A 21,171-nucleotide genomic window follows, 5' to 3' on the forward strand; every position below is an offset into this window, starting at 1 on the left:
CACCTCTTTTACTTTAATAAGCCTTCAGCACATGAAGCAAATAATCCTTCCGATTCAGCGGATTATAATCAACACGTTTTCGAGTAGGGAAGGGAGGCTTCAGCTTTGTGAAACCAGCTGGATTTGTTGTAAAGATACCTTCTCCTTCAGTAAATGAATGAAGCATTCGTTTAAAATGCTCTGTTTTCGCAACAGGTAATGATCCTGTTAATTGGTAAGAATCATTATATAATATAGGCTCTGCAAAAGTTGCTGGAATGGCAGCGAGCTTATACATTGCGGTACTAATTGCACGTTCCGGTACGGTTAATTCAAACTCGTTTATTGGTTCATATACATATGTTTCGGCTTTCTTTAAAGCATCTATTAAAACGAGCGGTGTTAAGTTTCTAAAGTCACTCGCTGTTGTAACAGGACTTGCATAGCCGGTATGTGTTAACGTGACGATAATATCCGTAACTCCCCATCCGTATAAACCTTGTTTTAACGTTTGGAATACTGCATCTTCAATCGCTTTATGAAATGCTAAAGGCAATGAACCAAGCTCAACACCTAATTTATACGTTATGCCAGAGTTAAGTTCACCACGTTCAATTTTAAAACCAATTGTTGCGTAAAATGGATTCGCTTTTTCACCCATTACTTCCACGCTATTACCTACGCCAATTGGTTTCTCAATGCATACAATTCGCGTATTTGAAAAAGTAACCTGCAAATTATATTTCTCATACAGTGTTGTTTCAATGACTTCTTTTTGCACCTCACCGAAAAGGCGAATGTATAGTTCATTATGAATATCGTCTTTCCACACTTTAATGAGTGGATCTTCTTCACATAGTTCCATAAGAGCAGCGTATAAATCATGAATTCGTTCCTTAGGTACCGCATCAATGGCTGCTTCCATTTGTGGTTCGGCAAAGTGAATATCCTTTATATAATCCGTTCTTTCACCAATAATATCACCAATTTTTATATCACTCAGTCCCCACACTTTGCAAAACTCTCCACTAGGAACAGTAGAAGTTTGAACGGCATCTCCATTATGAAATATGCACATTTTTTTAATCTTTTCCTTATGTGGTAGAGATTCATTGCGCTGTATATCCACATATTTTCTAACGTGTAAGCTACCTGAAAAAACTCTTACATAAGCAATCTTTTCTCCGGAAGATTCACGTTCAATTTTAAAAACAACACCGGATAATTCTTCATCTTGAGACGAATTATTAGCTGGAAGTATGGCTGAAATATTTACAAGTAGTTCAGGTACGCCCATGCCTGTCATGGCTGATCCGAAAAAGATTGGATATACATTTGCTTGCTGTATTTGTTGTTCTAGCTCTTTTCTTAATAATGCGTCCGGTATTATTTCGTTATTTACATATGATGCAAGCAATGATTCGTTATATGGCGCTAATCGCTCTATACAATCGTCATATGATTTATATTCAATAATACGAGCTGTCTTTGTTCCTTCGTTATGGACAGAGTAGAAGGGGAATGCTTCATTTGAAAGAATTTCTTTTATTTGTTTCATAACTTTTTCAGTATTTGCACCACTACGATCAATTTTATTAACAAATAAAATAGTCGGTATGTTTAGTTTCTGTAATGTTCGCATTAAAATTTTTGTTTGTGCTTGCACACCTTCAACGGCAGAAATAACTAAAATCGCACCGTCTAAAACGCGGAATGATCGCTCCACTTCAGCGATAAAATCAGCGTGTCCAGGTGTATCAATGACATTTACTTTTATATCATCAATAAAAAAAGAAACGACAGATGCTTTAATCGTAATTCCGCGCTGCCTTTCTAATTCCATTGAGTCAGTTTGCGTACTTCCGCTATCAACTCGGCCAACTTCTTTAATCACATTTGTTTCATAAAGAATACGCTCAGTCAAACTCGTCTTGCCAGCGTCTACGTGCGCGACAATCCCTATATTTATTGTTGTCATATATAAATATCCTCATTTCATTTTCCATTTTCATTTCCTCATTTCTATTTGTGTATTGCCGCATTACAATCACTCTCCAGTCATTTAAATTATTACTATTATAATGAAATTTACATTTTTTGTAACGCTACAAAGCGCCTTAATTTGGAAAAATAAAAATGAAAACAAAATGCTTGCATTCTAAATCGATATAGATTATATTAATTGATATATCAACTATTGATACATCAAACATTTTTTTGATTGTGAAGGAGGGTTAATTTGACAAGTTCATGCTCAAAAGAAGCGATTATTTTATATAAATTACACTTTCTAAATAAAGAAGTAAGTTCGAAGTTTGAAGGGTGTACGGGTATGAGTCAGTCTCGATTAGAGCTTATACTTCAGTTATATGAAGTAGGTGAAATTAGTCAAAAAGCACTTCAGCAAGAAGTGAATATTGATAATGCGGCGATTACGAGACATTTAAAGCAGCTTGAGGCAAATGAAATGATTGTAAGACGTAAAAATCCAGATGATAACAGAATTACGTTAGTTTCTCTTACTGAAGAGGGACGAAATAAAATTCAAGCGTTTCAAGAGGAAAAAGAACGTTTTGCAGCATCTGCATTTAAAGGATTAAGTGAGGAAGAACGCGACAATCTTTTAAATATGCTAAATCACATTCAAGAAAATATAAAAGAATTATAAAAAAGGGAGAATACAACTATGACTAACTCAGTAAAAACAAATGATTTTAACGAAATTTTAACAGGACGCCGTTCAATTCGTAAATACGATTCTTCAGTAAAAATTAGCAAAGAAGAAATGACAGAAATTCTTACAGAAGCAACACTTGCACCATCTTCAGTAAACATGCAACCATGGAGATTTTTAGTAATTGAAAGTGACGAAGCGAAAGCAACACTTGCGCCACTTGCGAAATTCAATCAATCTCAAGTAGAAACATCTTCAGCGATGATCGCTTTATTTGGTGATTTAAACAACTTTGATAACGCAGAAGAAATTTACGGTACAGCAGTAGAGCGTGGTTTAATGCCAGCTGAAGTAAAAGAAGATCAAATGAAAAAACTTTCAGCTTACTTCTCAATGGTTACACCAGAAGTAATGAAAGATACTGTTTTAATTGACGGTGGTCTTGTAGCGATGCAATTTATGCTAGCAGCTCGTGCTCACGGCTATGACACTTGCCCAATTGGTGGATTTGAAAAAGACCAAATCGCAGAAGCATTCGGATTAGATAAAGAACGTTACGTACCAGTTATGTTAATTTCAATCGGAAAAGCAGCTGACAGTGGTTATCAATCAGTACGTCTTCCAGTTGAAAAAGTTGCCGAGTGGAAGTAATTTTAAAAGAAATAAGTGGAATATGAGAGGAGAAACACCATGATTATTATTCACGCAATATTTCAAGTAGATTCAGCAAAACAACAATCATTTTTAGAAGAAATTCAGCCACTTCTTCATGGTTCAAGAGAAGAAAGTGGAAATGTATCTTATGATTTATATAAAGATACAGAAAAAGAAAGTGTTTATACGATGGTAGAAGTATGGAAAGATGAAGCCGCAGTTGCGGCTCATAATACGAGTGAACACTTCACATCTTTCGTTAGTAAGGCATCACAGTTTTTAACTGCGCCGCTTAATATAAAGGTTTATAATGGAGAGTTAGTAAAATAATTAGGTAGAAAAAGATGACTTTAGCGTATGGCTGAGGTCATCTTTTTTATTTTGATAGGAATATATTTACTTCTAACGTAATGTGTTATAATTTGGAAAATAAATATTCTTAATTTTAAAAATATTTAAAGGTGGTAGTGAAATATATGAACATATTAAAGAAAATCACTAACAATATTTCAAAGGTCATTATAAGGAAAGATGAATCGATTGAACTTGCAGCAATAGCTCTCATAGCAAGAGGGCATATTTTATTAGAAGATGTCCCTGGGACCGGAAAAACAACATTAGCAAAAAGTATAGCAAAAAGCGTGGATGCTAAATTCCAAAGAATTCAATTCACAGCGGATACTTTACCTGGAGATGTTATTGGTCTTGAATATTTTGATGTGAAGGAATCGGATTTTAAAACGAGGTTAGGTCCTATTTTTGCAAATATCGTATTAGTGGATGAAATTAATCGAGCTGTACCGAGAACACAATCTTCGTTACTTGAGGTTATGGAAGAGCGTACCGTTACAATTGCGAAACAGACACATTCATTACCAGAACCTTTTTTAGTTATAGCAACGCAAAATCCTCTTGAATCGGCTGGCACATTTCCACTACCAGATGCTCAGTTAGACAGGTTTTTACTCACTATCCGTCAAGGTTATCCTACGAGAGAAGCAGAAAAGGAAATGATGAAACGTTTTCAAACGAATGATCCGTTAGAAACGTTACATTCTATTATTCCAAGTGAAGAAATTATTACGGTGCAAAAACGTGCAAGAGAAGTATTAGTAGGAAACGATGTACAAGATTATCTTCTTGAAATGATTGAAGCAACCCGTAAGCATGAGTTAATTGAAATCGGTGTAAGCCCGCGGGGGACGTTGGCATTTATGAGGGCGATTCAAGCACGGGCGATATTAAATGAAAGAGATTATTGTACGCCAGATGATATAAAGACACTTGCCGCATCCGTTTGTGCACATCGTTTAACGTTAACGATTGAAGGGGAGATGAAAACGACAAAAGAACAAATTATAAAAGAAATTCTTCATACGATTCATGTGCCAGTGGAGAATGTATGATGAAGCGACAGCCTGTGTATACCCCCTTAGCGGATCCTTTCGTAATAGTCGTTATATCAATTGTAGCCGTTATTTTATGTATATTTTCAAGTAATCTACTCATTTTATCTCTCGTATTTTTATATTTAATGTTAATAGGAGCCACGCATGGATACATACGTAGAGTGTCTCGTGTTGAATGGGAATACAATCAAGGGAATTCGAATGTATTTATAGGTGAAACAAATATGTGCAAAATAAAAATTTCAAACAACTCGATATTTCCTATTTTCAATATCGTATTTCGATTTAAATGTGAAAATAAGTTAACTTGGAATCATGATGAACTAAACAAAAATCATAGTACAGGTTCAAATTATTATTTGAATTTCAATATAAAAGGAGGAGAGACGGTTTCATTTGATTTACAAGCTGTAGCGTTAAAAAGAGGCATTGCGAAATGGGAAGAGGTTGAAATTGTTATTACGGATCCTTTTGGATTTATAACGAACCTTATAACATATAGTCACGTTGATACGCCGTCCTATTTAGTTTTACCAGCTATATCGAAAATACAAGTACCTGAATTACAAGAATGGTCCCGTGGATTTCGAAAAGCAATGTCGTCTCCGCTGTATGATGAAACGAAAGTAATGGGAGTGAAATCTTATGAAAATGAAGATTTTCGTTCCATCCATTGGAGTGCAACAGCAAAAACAGGGACGATAACGGCGAAAAAATATGAACGAACACAGTCAGATAAATACGCGGTTTATCTCAACTTACAACATAAAAGTGGCGTTTCTTTACGAAATGATATTGAAGAACTAATTGAATTAACAGCAGGCATATGCAAACAACTGCTTATGCAAGATTGTTCATTTGAATTATGGATTAACAGCGTGAAAGAAAACGGCTTGTTGCATGTAAAGAATGGTGATAATCGGAAGCATTTGCAAAATGTATTAAAAGTACTTGCCTCAATATCAGATCAAGATACTCCTGTTTCTTCTTCTTATTTTTACACTGCTGGTTTTCGCCTTAAGGAATTGGATGCGGTTCCTTTAATTCTTGGTACTTCACCAAGGAAATACAGTAGAACGAATAAGTGGATTGTAATTAAAGAATAAGAAAGGGCTTATGTCATGTTGAATAAAAAGCGGCATATGAAAGTGAAGTTTTGGAGTGTAAGAGCTTTAATCATACTGTTCTTCACGGTTAGTGCGATAACTTTATCGCAGGGTGTTGTGTATGTACAGGACATTGTAAAAGAGCGTTTTTTTAGTGAGACTGAGACTAAATCGGAAAAAAATTATAACGATACTAGTAAAGACGAACAGTTTGATGATTCTGCAAGATTTATCGATGAAGAAATAGGAGATACAGGTATAAGAACGACAACGGATAGAAAATTTCCAGTTTTCAATGGGGGGACGTATTTTCTGTACTCTCAAACTCATGGATTAGTATAGCTTTTTATGTGATTATCGCAATGTCAATTATATATTCCATCTACAAGTATATTAGGAAAAGGTTGACGAAAACAGAAATAGAGCAGGAGAAACAATCGGTAACAAAAGAGAATGCGGTAAGAACTGTAAAAAATGAAAAAGTCATTCATCAGTCAGAGCATCCACTACCTACAGATACGATAAGGAAAACGTTAGTTGAATGGGAAAGAACTTTACCATTTCATGAACAGAGAAGATCCTATGAAACGATGCAACAATGGTTAAAGAGAATATGTAGAACGAGAGACATTATTCCGATATATGAGTCTGTTCGATATGGTAAAAAGACTTATACGGAATTAGATGTGGAAAAAACAATGAAGTGGATAGAAGGGGATGGGAAATTGGATTAAGTTAAAAAAATTGAAAGAAAGAGATTTAGGAATTACAAGGTGTAATGTTTCATGTATTATCCAATGTAGGTTACAAAGGATGGTACGATTTTTTAATCGATTTCGTATGAAACTATATATGCTTGATAGCGAATGAAAGTAAAATGGAAATATCCTTTTTGTTGGAATTCATTTAAAAATAATTTGAAGAAAGCATTTTTTATTAAGTTTCAGGTTAACAAAAGAGGATTTGCTACGAATAGCAGGTCCTCTTTTTAAATGACAAAAGGTAACTGTGAATTCTTGTGAGAAAGGGAGAAGGAGAGATGAAATTTTGGACGGGCTTCAAAATCTTAATTTGGTGGGAATGGGGTACCGCCTTATAGCCATTAAGCTAACCAAGTAAATTACTAGATATGAAACGATCCTTGTCTACAATAATCAAATTTTATTTTAAATACAATAAAACACCTTTATTGACCAAACGGTACAAAAAGTGTATTCTACTAATGTTATCTTTAAAATGAGAGGAGAATAAGATTGACTAATCGCGGCAGACCCAGAGAGTTTGATTATTCCTCAATTGTAGATGTTGCAATGAAAACATTTTGGATAAGAGGATATGAGGGGTGTTCTACACAAGATTTATGCAGTGATACAGGACTTGGAAAAGGAAGTTTATACAATACTTTTGGTAGTAAACATGAACTGTATAAACAAGTATTAGAACGCTACCATGAAATTGGGATTAGGGAACAAAAGAAATTGTTAGATACTCCAATTCCAGTTAAAGAACGATTAAGTAAATTTTTTGAGTGGGCATTGAAGGAAGACTTTGAGAATTTTGATCAAAAAGGATGTTTATTGATTAATGCCAGTGTAGAACGTGCTAAAAACGATTTAATGGTTCAAGAAATTTTCTCAAGGCATGTTGAGCTTCTTAAACAAGCTATTGAAACAGTGATGGAGGAAGGATTGCAAACAGGTGAAATTTCAAAGAAGCAATCAGCTGAGGAATTAGCTAGTCTGCTTTTAAGCAGTTATTACGGATTCCGTGTTCTTAATGTATCGATGCAAAATCGGATGTTAGCTGAACAAGTTATCAAAGGAACAATGGAGTCTATTTTTGGCGCTTAGTGCGCTCTTTTTTTGCAATATTTTTGTACCAATCATTACAAAAATGAATAAGGAGTGTTTTTATGCCATCGATTATTTATTTATTAGCTTTAGCAATCTTTTGTATGACTACATCAGAATTTATGGTTGCAGGTATGATGAATGAACTTGCTCTTGCATTCCAGGTTTCTGTATCATCTATTGGGTATTTAATTACAGCTTATGCAGGAGCAATGGTGGTAGGAGGCCCCATTTTAACTGCAATCCTCTTACGAATGCGCAGCAAACAAGCATTATTGTTTTTAATGTTTGTATTTTTAATTGGTCAATCGCTCGGAGCTATTGCTTGGAACTATAATATTATGATGATTTCACGTATTATAACTGGTATTGCTTCAGCTTCAGCTTTTGGAGTTGCGATTTCCTTTTCTGCAACATTGGTTCACTCTGATTCAAGGGGAAAAGCTGCATCAATTGTACTTGCAGGTTTAATGCTCGCAACTGTATTAGGTTTACCTATAACAACCGTTATTTCGCAATATTTTGGCTGGCGTATTAGTTTTGGAGCTGTTTCTGTTCTTGTGCTAGTATCAGGGATTATGATTCAATGGTTGTTACCATCATCTTCAAATAAAGAGCAATTAAACTGGAAAGACGAAATTCTACGATTTAAGAATATTCATCTTTGGGCAGCGTACGTAACAAGTATGTTTATTATTGGTGGTACGTTTGCAGCATTTAGTTATTTTACGCCCATTTTTACAAATGTTACAGGCTTTTCAAGCACAAGTATTCCATATTTACTTGCTCTCTATGGTAGCGCGACGGTAATTGGCAATATAATAATTGGAAAGTTTGCTGATAAATATACAATGAAAATATTGATGTGCGGATTGATTATATTGATAGTAGCATTGTCTTTATTTGCTTTAGGAGCAGAAAATAAATATATTGCCGTTATTTCTACTGTTTTTATTGGTTTAACTGGTGTAGCAATGAATCCAGCTATGGTTGCGAGAGTCATGAAAACAGCTAGTAATGGAACGATGATAAATACCGTTCATAGTTCTTTTATTACGCTAGGTATTGTTATTGGTTCGTCACTAGGTGGTCTTGGGATCAGTAAAGGATATGGTTTTGTATCTCCGCTATGGATTGGAGCTTGTTTAGCTATCCTTGGGGTAATTTCATTATTCCCATATTTACATAAAGGAAAGGTAGATTAAGATGTTTAAAATTTCTTTATATGGGGCAGTACCCCATAAAGAAAAGACACTCATATATGAGTGTCTTTTCCGATAGTTTTTTTAGCAGAAGCAAGAAGCTCCAACTATGATTAATAGAATAAATAATACAACTAATAAAGCAAAGCCACCGCCACAACTACTACAACTACCACCAAAGCCCATTTTAATCTCTCCTTTGAGTAGGAGGGGAAAATTAAGGTCACTCATGTAATTTAATGGATTCAATTTACTTTATGTTTTTACGCATTAATTGAGCAGGTCCTCTTGAAATAAAGAAAAGACACCCTAAGGTGCCTTTTCTTTATTTTTATAGCAATAGAGGATTTTTTTAGTAGGGGTCCCGCAAACTAATTGACATAAAACCCTCTTATCAGTAGTTAGTCTGCCTAAGTTCAAATGAGAATAAGCTCTTTTATTTTCTTTAAGCATAACATGTAAAAGAATATGAAATATTTATAAAAAGTAGGTGCAAACATGACATTAGATTCTCACCGTATTATAGGTTTCCCAGGAATGGGTATGGGCGGTTTCCCTAGAATAGATATACCAGTTATCCATAACCTTAATTTCTAATAATTTATATTCGAATATAGATGATAATAGATAAGATTAACCCTTGAATTACCTGTTAAAGTCATCTTATCTATTGCCATCTATTAACTTGTACCAACTTTCTTATATAACATCATTTATTTATAAAAACTTATTAAATTCTCTACAGCAATTTAATTAATTTATACAAACTATATTTTTACGTTTTTTAATGATTAAAGAGCCGCGTTACTCTTAATAGGGTAACGCGGCTCTTTTCTTATCCAAATTTACTTAGCGTGGTTTTTTTCCGAAATGCTGGCGGGACCCCAATAGGAAAAGGGAAAAGAATTAAGTTTACTCGTTCTTAAGAGTTTTCCCTTTGAAATCTACTTTTTGTTCGTTGTTCTATATACGTCTGAAATTGGTAAGTCCACGCCATGTAAATCTTGAGTAATGCCTTTCTTTTTAACATTGGTGTTGTCTGGATTATGTGCCTCTTGAGATGTTTCTTCCATCTGTTCTTGAGCTTTACTAGGAGTATTTAGAGCATCTGATGATACGTGGTCAAGTTGTTGACTTAATAGATTTTTTTCATCCATGTTATGTAGCTCCTTTGTGAATTTAGATATAAAAACAATGTAATTATAAATAGTTACTTAGATATTTTGTATCTTTGAATGGAATCATATACAGAAATTATATTGAGAAATTAACTAATTATAAAAATTATTAGTTCTTAATAAAATCGTAATCTTGTGAGAAAGGGAGATGAAATTTTGAACGGACTTCAAAATCTTAATTTGGTGGGCATGGGGTACTATTTTTCAAAAAATATATGGCGCAATGACTGGAATCATTACGGGAGTGCTCGTTGTATTGTATGCTACGATTTTCAATATAAAAATCGCAACCTTTTTTCCAACAGTCCCACACGCTATTAACGACATTAGTACAGGAGCAATAGCATTATTTATTAATATCGTAATAACTTTTATTGTAAGCTTAGCTTCAAAAAACATATCGATTCAAAAGGGGTCTACCACATCAACATCAAGCTAAAATAATCTTATATCTATTAGCTTAGTAAAATATAAACAGGATGTCTGTTGCATGACATCCTGTTTATTTTGGAGCAAAGAGGTACACTTTAAATTCCGAAAATTGTTATTTTTACAACTATTACATATAATAAAGGTTATAGGGTTTTATACAGGGGAGTTATGAATAGGGAATACTTTAGTTGATTAACTATTTCTCGTTTCAACGAATATAACAGTTAATAGATTTGGAGTTGAGTACATTGGGACAAAATCATTTTAAATGGAGTAATAAACAATTACGAGAGCATGTTGAAGTATTAGATGGTAAGAGGAGTCCGCACATTTTATTAAAGAATGCAACGTATTTAAATTCTTACTTACGTAATTGGACAGTAGCAAATATTTGGATTTATGATGACAGGATTGTATACGTAGGAGAGAAGTTACCGGAGCAATTAACAGATTGTGAAGTGATTGATTGCGAAGGAAAGTGTGTCGTACCCGGTTACATAGAACCTCATGCACACCCATATCAATTATATAACCCAGAGACGTTAGCAAATCATGCGATGCAGTTTGGGACAACAACTTTTATTAATGATAATTTAACTTTATTTTTCACATTAAAGCGTGAAGAAGCATTTCGTTTATTAGATGAATTTAAAAAGATTCCAGCAAGTATGTATTGGTGGTGTCGTTTTGATGGACAGACTGAATTGCAAAACGGAGAATCGTTGTTTAATAGTGAAGAAATAATGGAGTGGCTACAGCATGAAGCAGTTCTTCAAGGCGGAGAGTTAACAGCATGGCCAAAACTATTACATGGCGATGATGAAATGTTAAATTGGGTTCAGGAAACGAAGCGATTACAGAAAAAAGTAGAAGGACATTTCCCAGGTGCATCTGAAACAACGTTAGCAAAGTTAAAGTTGTTAGGTACAGATTGCGATCATGAAGCGATGACAGGGCAGGAAGCGTTAACTCGCCTAATGCAAGGTTACACTGTATCTCTTAGAAATTCTTCGATTAGACCGGATTTGGAGGTTTTATTAAAAGAATTGCTGGAATTAGGTGTAAAACAGTTTGATAAATTCTTTTTTACAACAGACGGTTCGCATCCATCATTTTATGAAAACGGAATGACGAATCGGTTGATAGCAATAGCGATAGAACAAGGGGTACCAGTAATAGATGCGTATCAAATGGCAAGTTATAATATTGCTCGTTATTATAATATGGAACATCTACATGGTTCGATTGCCACAGGGAGAATTGCTAATATTAATATTTTGGAAAGTAAAGAAAATCCGATTCCAATAAGCGTCATTGCAAAGGGGAAATGGATGAAGCGTGATGGAGTAAATAAAAATGAATCCTTACTTATAGAGTGGAGTAACTTCAAAGTAACTCCATTATCATTAGACTGGACCATAGAAAAAGAGGATATAATTTTTTCTAATAAAACAGGTATACATTTACTGAATAATGTTATAACAAAACCATATGTAAGTGAAATTGATTTAAACCATGATGAACTTTCTATTGATCATGATGAATGTTTCTTAATGATGATTGCTCGTGATGGTACTTGGCGAGTAAATACAGTTGTAAAAGGTTTTGCAAAAGAATTAGGTGGTCTTGCTAGCTCTTATTCTGGTACAGGTGATATGATTCTGATTGGAAAAAGTAAAGAGGATATGCTTACAGCTTTTCATAGAGTAAAAGAGCTCGGCGGGGGAATGGTAATAGCTGAAAAGAATGAAGTGTTACATGAAATTGCATTACCGCTACTTGGGATTATGTCGGATGTAAATATGAGTGATTTAATGCAGGAAGAGAAAAAGATGGTGAACTTACTGCAAGAAAGAGGATATGCTTATAACGATCCAGCATTTACAATTTTATTCTTTTCTGCGACGCACTTGCCATTTATACGAGTAACGCCTATAGGGTTATATGATGTGAAAAGTAGTAAGGTAGTTGCCGAGCCGGTGAATTTGATAAAGCAATATTAAAAGAAAAGGTCCTATAAAAAGTCTATTTTATAGGACCTTTCACATTCCTAGCATAAGAAAATCTTAAGCCTCAAATAATATAGTATCTAAATCATTTGAGGTGATATGTAAATATGAAAAAAATATTGTACATTTTAAGCATATTTGTTTTGTGTGTATCTATACAACACGTTGTACATTCCCAATCAAATGCACCAAGGTTATCTTCGGATTGTCTGGAAGAAAGTAAAATGCGTGATGAAAAGTATGTGAAGAATATAATACAGGACATTAAATCAACATTTAATTTAAATATTGATGAACATAGTTTTTGGGAAGTAAGTAAAAGAGATCTGGAGGCTGCCCATTTGATGTATGGTGGAAAGGAAAATGATTCTTATTATAATTCGCTAACTAAAATTTATGATAGTGGTGGATTTAGCGAGCAGCCTAGCTTATTTGTGAGTGCACAAGAAGCATTTTTACTTTATAAAGAAAAAGATAATATCAATGTAATGAAACACCTAAACCTAGACGTCGAAAAAGGGGAATGGATCGTTATAAAAACGAAAAAGAAGAAAGGGAAAAAAGTGAAATTCAAGCCGTTACAATGTGAAAAAGAGAAATGAACATAATATGAACTAATGTAACAAAATGCTAATTAAGGTTGTTTTTATCAACCGATAGCTTGTTATCTATATAAAATAGGAAAAGGTAAGTAAACATATTATCCTTTTGTAATATGTTTACTTACCTTTTTGAATGGGTTTAAAATTCGGAATGGTGTTAGTTGAAAATTATTTGTTGGCTAATGCAAAAATAATTTTCAACTAGTCCTTTCGTCATAAAAAGAGGAATTTGTGTCGAAATATTTATACATTGCGGAGCCAACTATGTATATTTTATTCTACAGTATTAATGAAAGAATGCTAGCTATGCATAAGAAATATAATTGGCACAGTTTTTGCTTGTATTAAATTTAAGGAAGGGGATTGTATGTAAGGAATCTGTATTCGTAATAGTATAAAACGAGCTACTATTGCATTAGTGATTTTACATGTATTTATAGCGGAACTGTAAATACATACAAATAAGTATGTTCCGATATTAAAATTCAGAATTTTCTTTAAATAATTAAGGGGGCAATGGTATGGTTAAATATTCAAAAATTTCTAAGTTGATTCTTGGTGTTGGACTAGTGACAATATCATGTAATGGTTTGCAAATTCAAGCAGAGACAAAAGAGAAAAATGTGAAGAACGTATTACAAATGGAGCCGGTAGGAATACAGAAATCCGTTGATGAGTTGGCGCACTCTTCAACAGTACAAGAAAATGCATCTTTTACAAAACGGTTAAAGTTAGCGGATTTATCGCAGCGTCCACTAGCACCAACCGATAATATTAAACCGTTAGCTGAAGAAAAAAAGTATTCGATGGCCGAACTAAATCAATTAAGCAACAAACAATTAACTGATCTTCTTGTGACGATTAAATGGTATCAAATCCCGGATTTATTTCAGTTTAATAGTGATAGTCTCAAGTTCTATCAAGATGATAGTCGAATGCAAGCAATCATTGATAAACTAGCAGAACAAGGTCAAACTTATACGAAAGATGATTCAAAAGGGATTGAAACATTAGTAGAAGCTCTACGTGCAGCATTTTATTTAGGTTTTTACCATGATGAATTAAGCAAACTAAATGAGCGTAGCTACCATGATAAATGTTTACCGGCTTTAAAAACAATTGCAAAAAATCCAAATTTCAAACTAGGTACATCAGAACAAAATAAAGTTATTTCATCATATGGAAAATTAATTGGAAATGCATCAGCAGATGTTGAAACGGTTTTATATGCAGGTGAAATTTTCAAACAATATAACGATAATCTTGCAACTTTCATTGAAGACCGAACAAAAGGAGACGCTATATATGAGTTGATGAAGGGGATTGACTTTGATATTCAGACGGATATGTACACGACTGGAAAAGAGCCGAAAGATACGATATGGTATCGAAATATCGATAACTTTATTAATGAAGTAAGTCGTTTCGCACTAATTGGTACTGTATCAGATAAAAATGGATGGTTAATAAATAACGGAATTTACTATGCCGGCCGATTGGGCAAGCTTCATAGCACGCCGACAAAAGGACAACAAGTTGTTACAGATGCAATGCGAATTTATCCATATTTAGGGGAGCAATACTTTGTTGCGGCAGAACAAATTACTACAAATTATGGAGGAATAGATGCGAACGGAAAAACTGTAAATTTAGATCAAATTCGAGAAGAGGGTAAAAAGAAATATTTACCGAAAACGTATACGTTTGATGATGGAGCTATTGTCTTTAAAGCAGGAGATAAAGTTAGTGAAGAGAAAATTAAGCGACTATACTGGGCAGCGAAAGAAGTACGCTCTCAATTTTATCGTACAGTTGGTAGCGATAAACCACTTGAAAGTGGACATGCTGATGATGTGTTAACGATGGTTATTTATAATAGTCCAGATGAGTATCAATTTAATCGCCAACTGTACGGATATGAAACGAATAATGGTGGAATTTATATTGAAGGGACAGGAACGTTCTTTACATATGAACGTACACCAGAGCAAAGTATTTATAGTTTGGAAGAATTGTTCCGCCATGAATTTACACACTATTTACAGGGAAGATACGAGGTTCAGGGATTATGGGGCCAAGGGGAAATGTATCAAGATGAACGTTTAACATGGTTTGAAGAAGGAAATGCAGAGTTCTTTGCAGGTGCAACGCGATTAGATAGTGTAGTACCGCGAAAAAGTATAATTGGTGGGTTATCTAATGATCCTGCAAAACGTTATACAGCATCACAAACATTAAATGCGAAATATGGAACGTGGGATTTTTATAATTATTCGTTTGCATTGCAATCATATATGTATAATAACCGTCCTGAAATGTTCGATAAAGTGCATGATTTAATTCGTGCAAATGATGTTTCAAGTTACGATGCATACCGTTCTACATTAAGCAAAGATAATAAATTAAATGAAGAATATCAATCTTATATGCAAATGCTTATTGATAATCGTGATAAGTATACAATTCCACAAGTATCAGATGATTACTTAGCGCAGCATGATCCAAAATCGCTTGCGGATGTTACGTCAGAGATCACAAATGAAGCAAAGTTAAAAGATGCGAAGGTAACAAAAAATAAATCACAATTCTTTAATACATTTACACTACAGGGGACATATACAGGAAGTGCGGCAAAAGGAGAAATTGAGGACTGGAAAGTGATGAATCAAGCAACGAATGATATGTTGAAACGTCTTTCAGGAAAAGAGTGGACTGGATATAAAACATTGACTGCTTATTTTGTAAATTACCGTGTAAATAATGCTGGACAATTTGAATATGATGTTGTATTTAGCGGCCTGAATACGGAAGAAGGTACGGTTGTAGAAAAAGAACCGAATAATTCATTTGATACAGCGAATCCACTATCTTTAAATACGTTACTAAGAGGAAACTTAAGCGATCAAGATCAGGTTGACCGATTTGTTATTGATGTAAAGGACCCAAAAGATTTACAAATTACTATTACGAATGAACAAAACATTGGATTGAACTGGGTACTATATTCTGAATCAGATCTAAATAATTATGTAACTTATGCAACAAAACGTGATGGAAACAAATTGCTTGGCAATTATAATGCGAAGCCAGGGAAATATTACTTAAGTGTATATAAATATGGTGGTGGAACAGGGAATTATACAGTGCAAGTAAAATAATTTACTATAGTTTGTTTTGAAAGGCTACTTATTGCATTTTTTAGCTAAGTAAAGTATTTAATGTTAAACATTGAACTACTTCAATATATCCCTGTTCTAATTATAGAACAGGGATATATTGGCTTTGTATTTTTAAATTAAATAACCTCATTGGATTTTGACAAGAAAATAATTAATATAGATTTGAATTCTCATTCGTAAAGCATGTTTTAATCTTCTTAATGCTCTTTCATTTTTGTCTCAATGCTTGTTTTCAAAGCAGTTGACACTTGATCGAAATACCCCAAAACTATCTTCCTAATATCATCGGATATAACTTTCAAATCACTGGCTAAGTTTTCAGCAAGATGTTCTTTTTCTATCGGTTTTAACTTCGCATAAAATTCACCAGCCTGCTGAAAGTCATCCTGTTTCGTTATAGGAGTTCTTTCAATTTTACCTTCAACATATCTTCCGTCACCGCTTGTTATTTGATTAGCAGGTGTCCAATTTTGCTGTTGGTTAATCGCTAATTTACGAAATTCAGGACCAATTCTTCGTCTTTGAGAATCGCTATAAATATTAGCGCGGCCCTGTAGCATTTTATCGTCAGACAATTCTGCTCCATCCAGTAAATTAGAAGGAGAGAAGGACACTTTTTCTACTTGCTCCATATAATTTTCAGGATTTTTATTTAATATCATTTTACCGACTGGAATTAGAGGATAAGCCTTTTCATCCCATACTTTTGTATCATCTAAAGGATCATAAGAAAGATGTGCTTCATCTTTTGGATCCATGAGTTGGACATATAATCCATATTCCACTGGTTTACCATTTTCAATTGCATCATATAAATCTTTCCCGCTATAATCAGGATTTTCGGCAGCTAGCTTGTTTGCTTCCACACTATTAATGTATTGTACACCTTCAAATGGATACCAATGATACTTTACATACTTTCGATTACCTTCAGCATTTCTCCAAACGTACGTATTTACACTATGCCCTGGGATGTGGCGAAAGCTTTTTACCGTACCAGCATCAGAGTATAAATGGATAACAAAATGAATGGATTCGGGTGCTCTAGCGACAAAACTCCAAAATCTATCAGGGACTATTAAGTTATTTTTAGGTGAAGGTAAGAGTGCTTTAATAGTTTCAAGGAAACGCATCGGATCACGAACAGAAAAGACAGGAATGTGATTACATAAAAGATCAAAAACACCATCATTTGTATAAAATTTTGTAGCAAAACCGCGTACATTTCTAGAAGTATCAGGAGTTCCTTTCGTACTAACTGCGAATGAAAACCGTACCATAACAGGAACTTTCTCATTAGAATTTTGTAAAAAACTTAGTTTAGTATGTTCAGACATCGAATATATCGTTTGAAAATAACCGAACGCACCAAATCCTTTTACATGAACAGGTCTTTCTAAAATTTTTTCATGAATAAATTCTTGTAACGCCTCGTGCAGTACACTATCTTGCTTTAGAACAGGTCCACGTGAACCAACTGTTTGAGAGTGAAGTTTAGCTGGCTCATTAAGTGCTCGATTTTGATTAAAGTCTTCTTCTAATAAAGATTGCCTCTGTTTATCATATTTTTCATTCATTAATATAGCCTCCAAATTTTTTCGTCGATTGTTACTAAATATGATTTTTTAGCCATGATTATGTATTACATACAAAGTTCAAATTAGAAACATACCGCTAGATGAAAAAAACACACATGTAGTGGACCTGTTGAAATAGAAAAAATTATGAAAAAATGAATATTGGGAAGAGAAATGACACGTTTTATTAATGAGGGGGAAAAAAGTACTATTAAACTTTCAATCTTAAAAATTAATTTGTAAATGATTATATAGATAATGAACATTAGAAAAGGGAGAAAAACTAGGAGGAATTTATCATGTCGGATTGGTTTCAATTAGATAAAGAATATATGATGCATACGTATTGTCGTACGAAGGTTGCGATAGAAAGAGGAGAAGGTTGTAAACTGTATGATGTAGATGGAAAAGAGTATGTAGATTTGTTTTCTGGTGTAGGAGTAAATGTATTAGGGTACAATCACCCGAAAATTGTGCAAACGACAATGGAGCAAGTTACGAAATCGTTGCATCTACCGTTTCATTTTTTAAACACAGTTGCGATTGAGTATGCAAAGAAATTAGTTGATAATTCTTTAGGAAATGGTAAGGTCTTCTATACAAATTCAGGTACGGAAGCGACAGAAACGACTTTGAAATTAATTGACAAATATAGAGCTATTACGAATGAAGAGCGTAACGGAGTTGTTGTGTTGAAAAATAGTTTTCACGGGCGTACGTTAGGAGCACTTCATTTTACAAGACAAGAAAATGTATATCAAAATTTCCCTAAAACATCTATTCCTGTATATGAAGTAGAGCGAGAAAATATAGAGCAATTAGAAGAAACAATCATAAATGAAAAGCCTATTGCAATTATGTTAGAGCCTGTATTAGGCAGCGGCGGAATCTATCCTTTATCAAGTGAATATTTGCATAGTGTTCAACATCTTTGTGATACATATAATGTGATTTTTATCGTTGATGAGGTACAAAGTGGTATGGGTAGAACCGGAAAACTATTTGCTTATCAAAATTTCAATATTACACCGGATATTATTCAAATTGGTAAAGGAGCAGGAGGCGGGATACCGCTTGGAGGAATCATTGTGGGTGAAAAGTTATGTGATGTATTTTCACCAGGAGATCATGGCACAACGTTTGCTCATTCATCAATGGGAACTGCTTTAGGTTTAACGGTATTAAATACATTACTCGATGATGGATTAATGCAAGAAGCTTATGAAACGTCACTATATTTAAATGACAAACTACAAGAAATTCAGAAAGAAAACTCTTATTATATTAAGGAAGTGCGTCATGCGGGGATGATGTTTGGGATAAGTGTGAACGATACGAATGAACATGTGAAGAAATTACAGCTCGAATTAATGGAGAAAGGGATGTTAGTCGATGTTACACAAGGGAATATCATCCGTTTACTTCCTCCGTATATAATTACAAAAGAGGAAATTGATGCATTTATTAATGAATTTATATTCGCTATTCATAGTGTGGCAGTGATAGCAAATGCTTAAAAATCTTTATGAAACTACAAATATAAAAAGTACCTTATTTTTAATTCGTGCAGGAAGAAAATAGGGGTGAAAAAATAAATTTACGTATTAAAATAAAAAGCTGACAAAGGCACTCATACAGCGCCTTTGTCAGCTTTTTAAAATACTTAATTACTTAACAAAGGGAGCATCTCATTGGACAAATAATTAATTATGTGAAACAATAATAACAGATAAGGAGACGTTGCTTTTCCTTAAGTGCTTCGTATTGAATTTATTCTAGTAAGAGAAGGTGTGCTTAAAGAAGTTAAATTAAATAAGGAGCTGTTTTTATTATATGCAACAAAATAATGATTTAAATTTTGAACCTCAAGACGTTAATATTGTCAATCCTAAACAAGCTAGGAAAGCAGTAGTTGCTACCGGCATTGGGAATGCAATGGAGTGGTTTGACTTTGGATTATACGCGTATTTAGCGGTTATTTTAAGTCAAATATTCTTCTCAGGTGTGGATAATAGTGGTTTGCAACTTGTACTAACATTTGGTACATTTGCGGCGGCCTTTCTCGTTCGACCAATCGGAGGTATTTTCTTTGGTAGAATAGGAGATAAGTATGGCCGAAAAATTGTTTTAAGTACAACTATTATTTTAATGGCACTTTCTACATTATTCATCGCATTACTACCAACCTATGAACAAATTGGTGTATGGGCACCAATACTACTTTTAGTTGCTCGAATGATTCAAGGCTTCTCTACAGGCGGCGAATATTCAGGAGCAATGGTTTATATCGCAGAATCTTCTCCAGATAAAAAGCGTGGTATACTCGGTAGTGGTCTTGAAATTGGAACACTCTCAGGTTACATTGCTGCTTCGGTAATTGTTACCATTTTGACGTTATTATTAACAGATGAGCAAATGCTCAGCTGGGGATGGCGTATTCCTTTCTTAATAGCTGCACCAATTGGTTTGGTCGGTTTATATTTACGACGTCATTTAGATGAATCTCCCATCTTTGAAGAGATGGAAAAAGCACAAGAGGAATCTGAAGACAACGAACAATTTTCATTTATAGATATATTAAAATATCACAAAAAAGACTTCTTATTAAGCACAGTAATTGTTGCCTTCTTTAACATTACAAACTATATGATCCTTTCGTATATTCCTTCTTATCTAACACAAGTATTAAAAGTCAAAGAAACAACTGGCTTATTAATCATTTCAATTACGATGGCACTTATGATTCCACTGGCACTTTATTTCGGTAAATTAAGTGATAAAATTGGTAATAAACGCGTAGTGCAAATTGGTTTATTAGGTTTAACAGTATGTTCCATTCCAGCGTTTTTACTAATAGGTAACGGACATATTGCCGCTATATTTGCAGGTATTTTCGTATTAGGTTTCTTCCTAAGTGTGTATGAAGGAACATTACCTTCGTTATTACCATCGCTCTTTTTCACCGATGTGCGTTATCGAGCACTTTCGATCTCCTTTAATATTTCTGTATCGATATTCGGTGGAACAACGCCGCTCGTATGTTCATACTTAGTTCATGCGACTGGTAATCCGCTCGCACCGGCATTTTATTTAACAGGTGTAAGTATTATAGGATTAGTTGCATTTAGTGTACTATTCGTTACAACATCAGGACGTGCGCTAAAAGGTTCATATCCTACAGTAGAAACAAAAAAAGAAGCACACCTAATCGCTAAAGAAGACCCAGAAGAAACACTTTGGTGGCATGAAGAATCTTTAGAAATTGAAGCAGGGAAAAATGCTTAAATTTCTAAAGTAACTTAGAAGTAAACAAAAAGACT

The 21,171-nt window shown here is 34.0% G+C and carries 16 protein-coding genes and 1 pseudogene; 13 read left to right on the top strand and 4 right to left on the bottom strand.

Features of this window, described 5'->3' with window-relative positions; genetic code table 11:
• Positions 1-13: 13 nt before the first annotated feature.
• Positions 14-1,957, bottom strand: a complete 1,944-nt coding sequence (locus tag COC96_RS05485) for an elongation factor G (protein WP_098768440.1) — start codon at positions 1,955-1,957, stop codon at positions 14-16.
• A gap of 261 nt (positions 1,958-2,218) precedes the next feature.
• Here COC96_RS05485 and COC96_RS05495 point away from each other — a divergent pair, with 261 nt between their 5' ends.
• From COC96_RS05495 to COC96_RS05530, 8 genes and pseudogenes are all read left to right on the top strand, one after another.
• Positions 2,219-2,647 carry a MarR family winged helix-turn-helix transcriptional regulator gene (locus COC96_RS05495; protein WP_000204172.1) on the top strand — a complete coding sequence of 143 codons (429 nt, stop codon included), beginning with the start codon at positions 2,219-2,221 and terminating at the stop codon, positions 2,645-2,647.
• Between the two features lie 18 nt (positions 2,648-2,665).
• Entirely contained in the window at positions 2,666-3,304 is a 639-nt protein-coding gene (locus COC96_RS05500) for a nitroreductase family protein (protein ID WP_098252461.1), read from the top strand.
• A 39-nt stretch (positions 3,305-3,343) separates the two neighbouring features.
• Positions 3,344-3,637 carry a putative quinol monooxygenase gene (locus tag COC96_RS05505; protein WP_098768441.1) on the top strand — a complete coding sequence of 98 codons (294 nt, stop codon included), beginning with the start codon at positions 3,344-3,346 and terminating at the stop codon, positions 3,635-3,637.
• Positions 3,638-3,783: 146 nt separating this feature from the next.
• Complete coding sequence (locus tag COC96_RS05510; protein ID WP_098768442.1) at positions 3,784-4,713, top strand: AAA family ATPase; 930 nt, start codon at positions 3,784-3,786, stop codon at positions 4,711-4,713.
• Positions 4,713-5,822: a DUF58 domain-containing protein gene (locus COC96_RS05515; RefSeq protein ID WP_098768443.1), complete on the top strand. Its 1,110-nt coding sequence runs from the start codon at positions 4,713-4,715 to the stop codon at positions 5,820-5,822. Before COC96_RS05510 ends, COC96_RS05515 begins: the two co-directional genes overlap by 1 nt.
• A 15-nt stretch (positions 5,823-5,837) precedes the next feature.
• A pseudogene (locus COC96_RS05520) lies at positions 5,838-6,556 on the top strand (signal peptidase II).
• Positions 6,557-7,075: 519 nt separating this feature from the next.
• Positions 7,076-7,672, top strand: coding sequence for a TetR/AcrR family transcriptional regulator (locus COC96_RS05525; protein WP_098266320.1), 597 nt, complete (start codon positions 7,076-7,078; stop codon positions 7,670-7,672).
• A gap of 62 nt (positions 7,673-7,734) precedes the next feature.
• Positions 7,735-8,877 carry an MFS transporter gene (locus COC96_RS05530; protein WP_098266321.1) on the top strand — a complete coding sequence of 381 codons (1,143 nt, stop codon included), beginning with the start codon at positions 7,735-7,737 and terminating at the stop codon, positions 8,875-8,877.
• 81 nt (positions 8,878-8,958) lie between these two features.
• On the opposite strand, the gene COC96_RS05535 is transcribed toward COC96_RS05530, so the two are convergent.
• Complete coding sequence (locus COC96_RS05535; RefSeq protein ID WP_000505688.1) at positions 8,959-9,060, bottom strand: YjcZ family sporulation protein; 102 nt, start codon at positions 9,058-9,060, stop codon at positions 8,959-8,961.
• Positions 9,061-9,818: 758 nt separating this feature from the next.
• Positions 9,819-10,031 (bottom strand): hypothetical protein, encoded by a 213-nt coding sequence (locus COC96_RS05540; RefSeq protein WP_002146987.1) that lies wholly within the window; start codon positions 10,029-10,031, stop codon positions 9,819-9,821.
• A 701-nt stretch (positions 10,032-10,732) separates the two neighbouring features.
• Here COC96_RS05540 and COC96_RS05550 point away from each other — a divergent pair.
• The 3 genes from COC96_RS05550 to colA all read left to right on the top strand — a co-directional run bounded on the left by COC96_RS05550 (position 10,733) and on the right by colA (position 16,253).
• Complete coding sequence (locus COC96_RS05550) at positions 10,733-12,487, top strand: adenine deaminase C-terminal domain-containing protein (protein ID WP_098768444.1); 1,755 nt, start codon at positions 10,733-10,735, stop codon at positions 12,485-12,487.
• Between the two features lie 113 nt (positions 12,488-12,600).
• Positions 12,601-13,095: a hypothetical protein gene (locus COC96_RS05555; RefSeq protein ID WP_098768445.1), complete on the top strand. Its 495-nt coding sequence runs from the start codon at positions 12,601-12,603 to the stop codon at positions 13,093-13,095.
• Positions 13,096-13,616: 521 nt separating this feature from the next.
• Positions 13,617-16,253 carry a collagenase ColA gene (gene colA, locus COC96_RS05560; protein WP_098768446.1) on the top strand — a complete coding sequence of 879 codons (2,637 nt, stop codon included), beginning with the start codon at positions 13,617-13,619 and terminating at the stop codon, positions 16,251-16,253.
• Between the two features lie 218 nt (positions 16,254-16,471).
• Here colA and COC96_RS05565 read toward each other — a convergent pair whose 3' ends face one another.
• Entirely contained in the window at positions 16,472-17,851 is a 1,380-nt protein-coding gene (locus COC96_RS05565; RefSeq protein ID WP_098768447.1) for a catalase, read from the bottom strand.
• A 299-nt stretch (positions 17,852-18,150) separates the two neighbouring features.
• Between COC96_RS05565 and COC96_RS05570 the strand changes: the two genes are divergently transcribed.
• Positions 18,151-19,368, top strand: a complete 1,218-nt coding sequence (locus tag COC96_RS05570; RefSeq protein ID WP_098768448.1) for an aspartate aminotransferase family protein — start codon at positions 18,151-18,153, stop codon at positions 19,366-19,368.
• 316 nt (positions 19,369-19,684) lie between these two features.
• The gene (locus tag COC96_RS05575) at positions 19,685-21,136 is read left to right on the top strand and encodes an MFS transporter (RefSeq protein WP_098768449.1); all 1,452 of its coding nucleotides are present in this window, start codon (positions 19,685-19,687) and stop codon (positions 21,134-21,136) included.
• Positions 21,137-21,171 lie beyond the last annotated feature (35 nt).

This window comes from Bacillus cereus, assembly GCF_002577405.1.
Lineage (GTDB): Bacteria > Bacillota > Bacilli > Bacillales > Bacillaceae_G > Bacillus_A > Bacillus_A cereus_AU.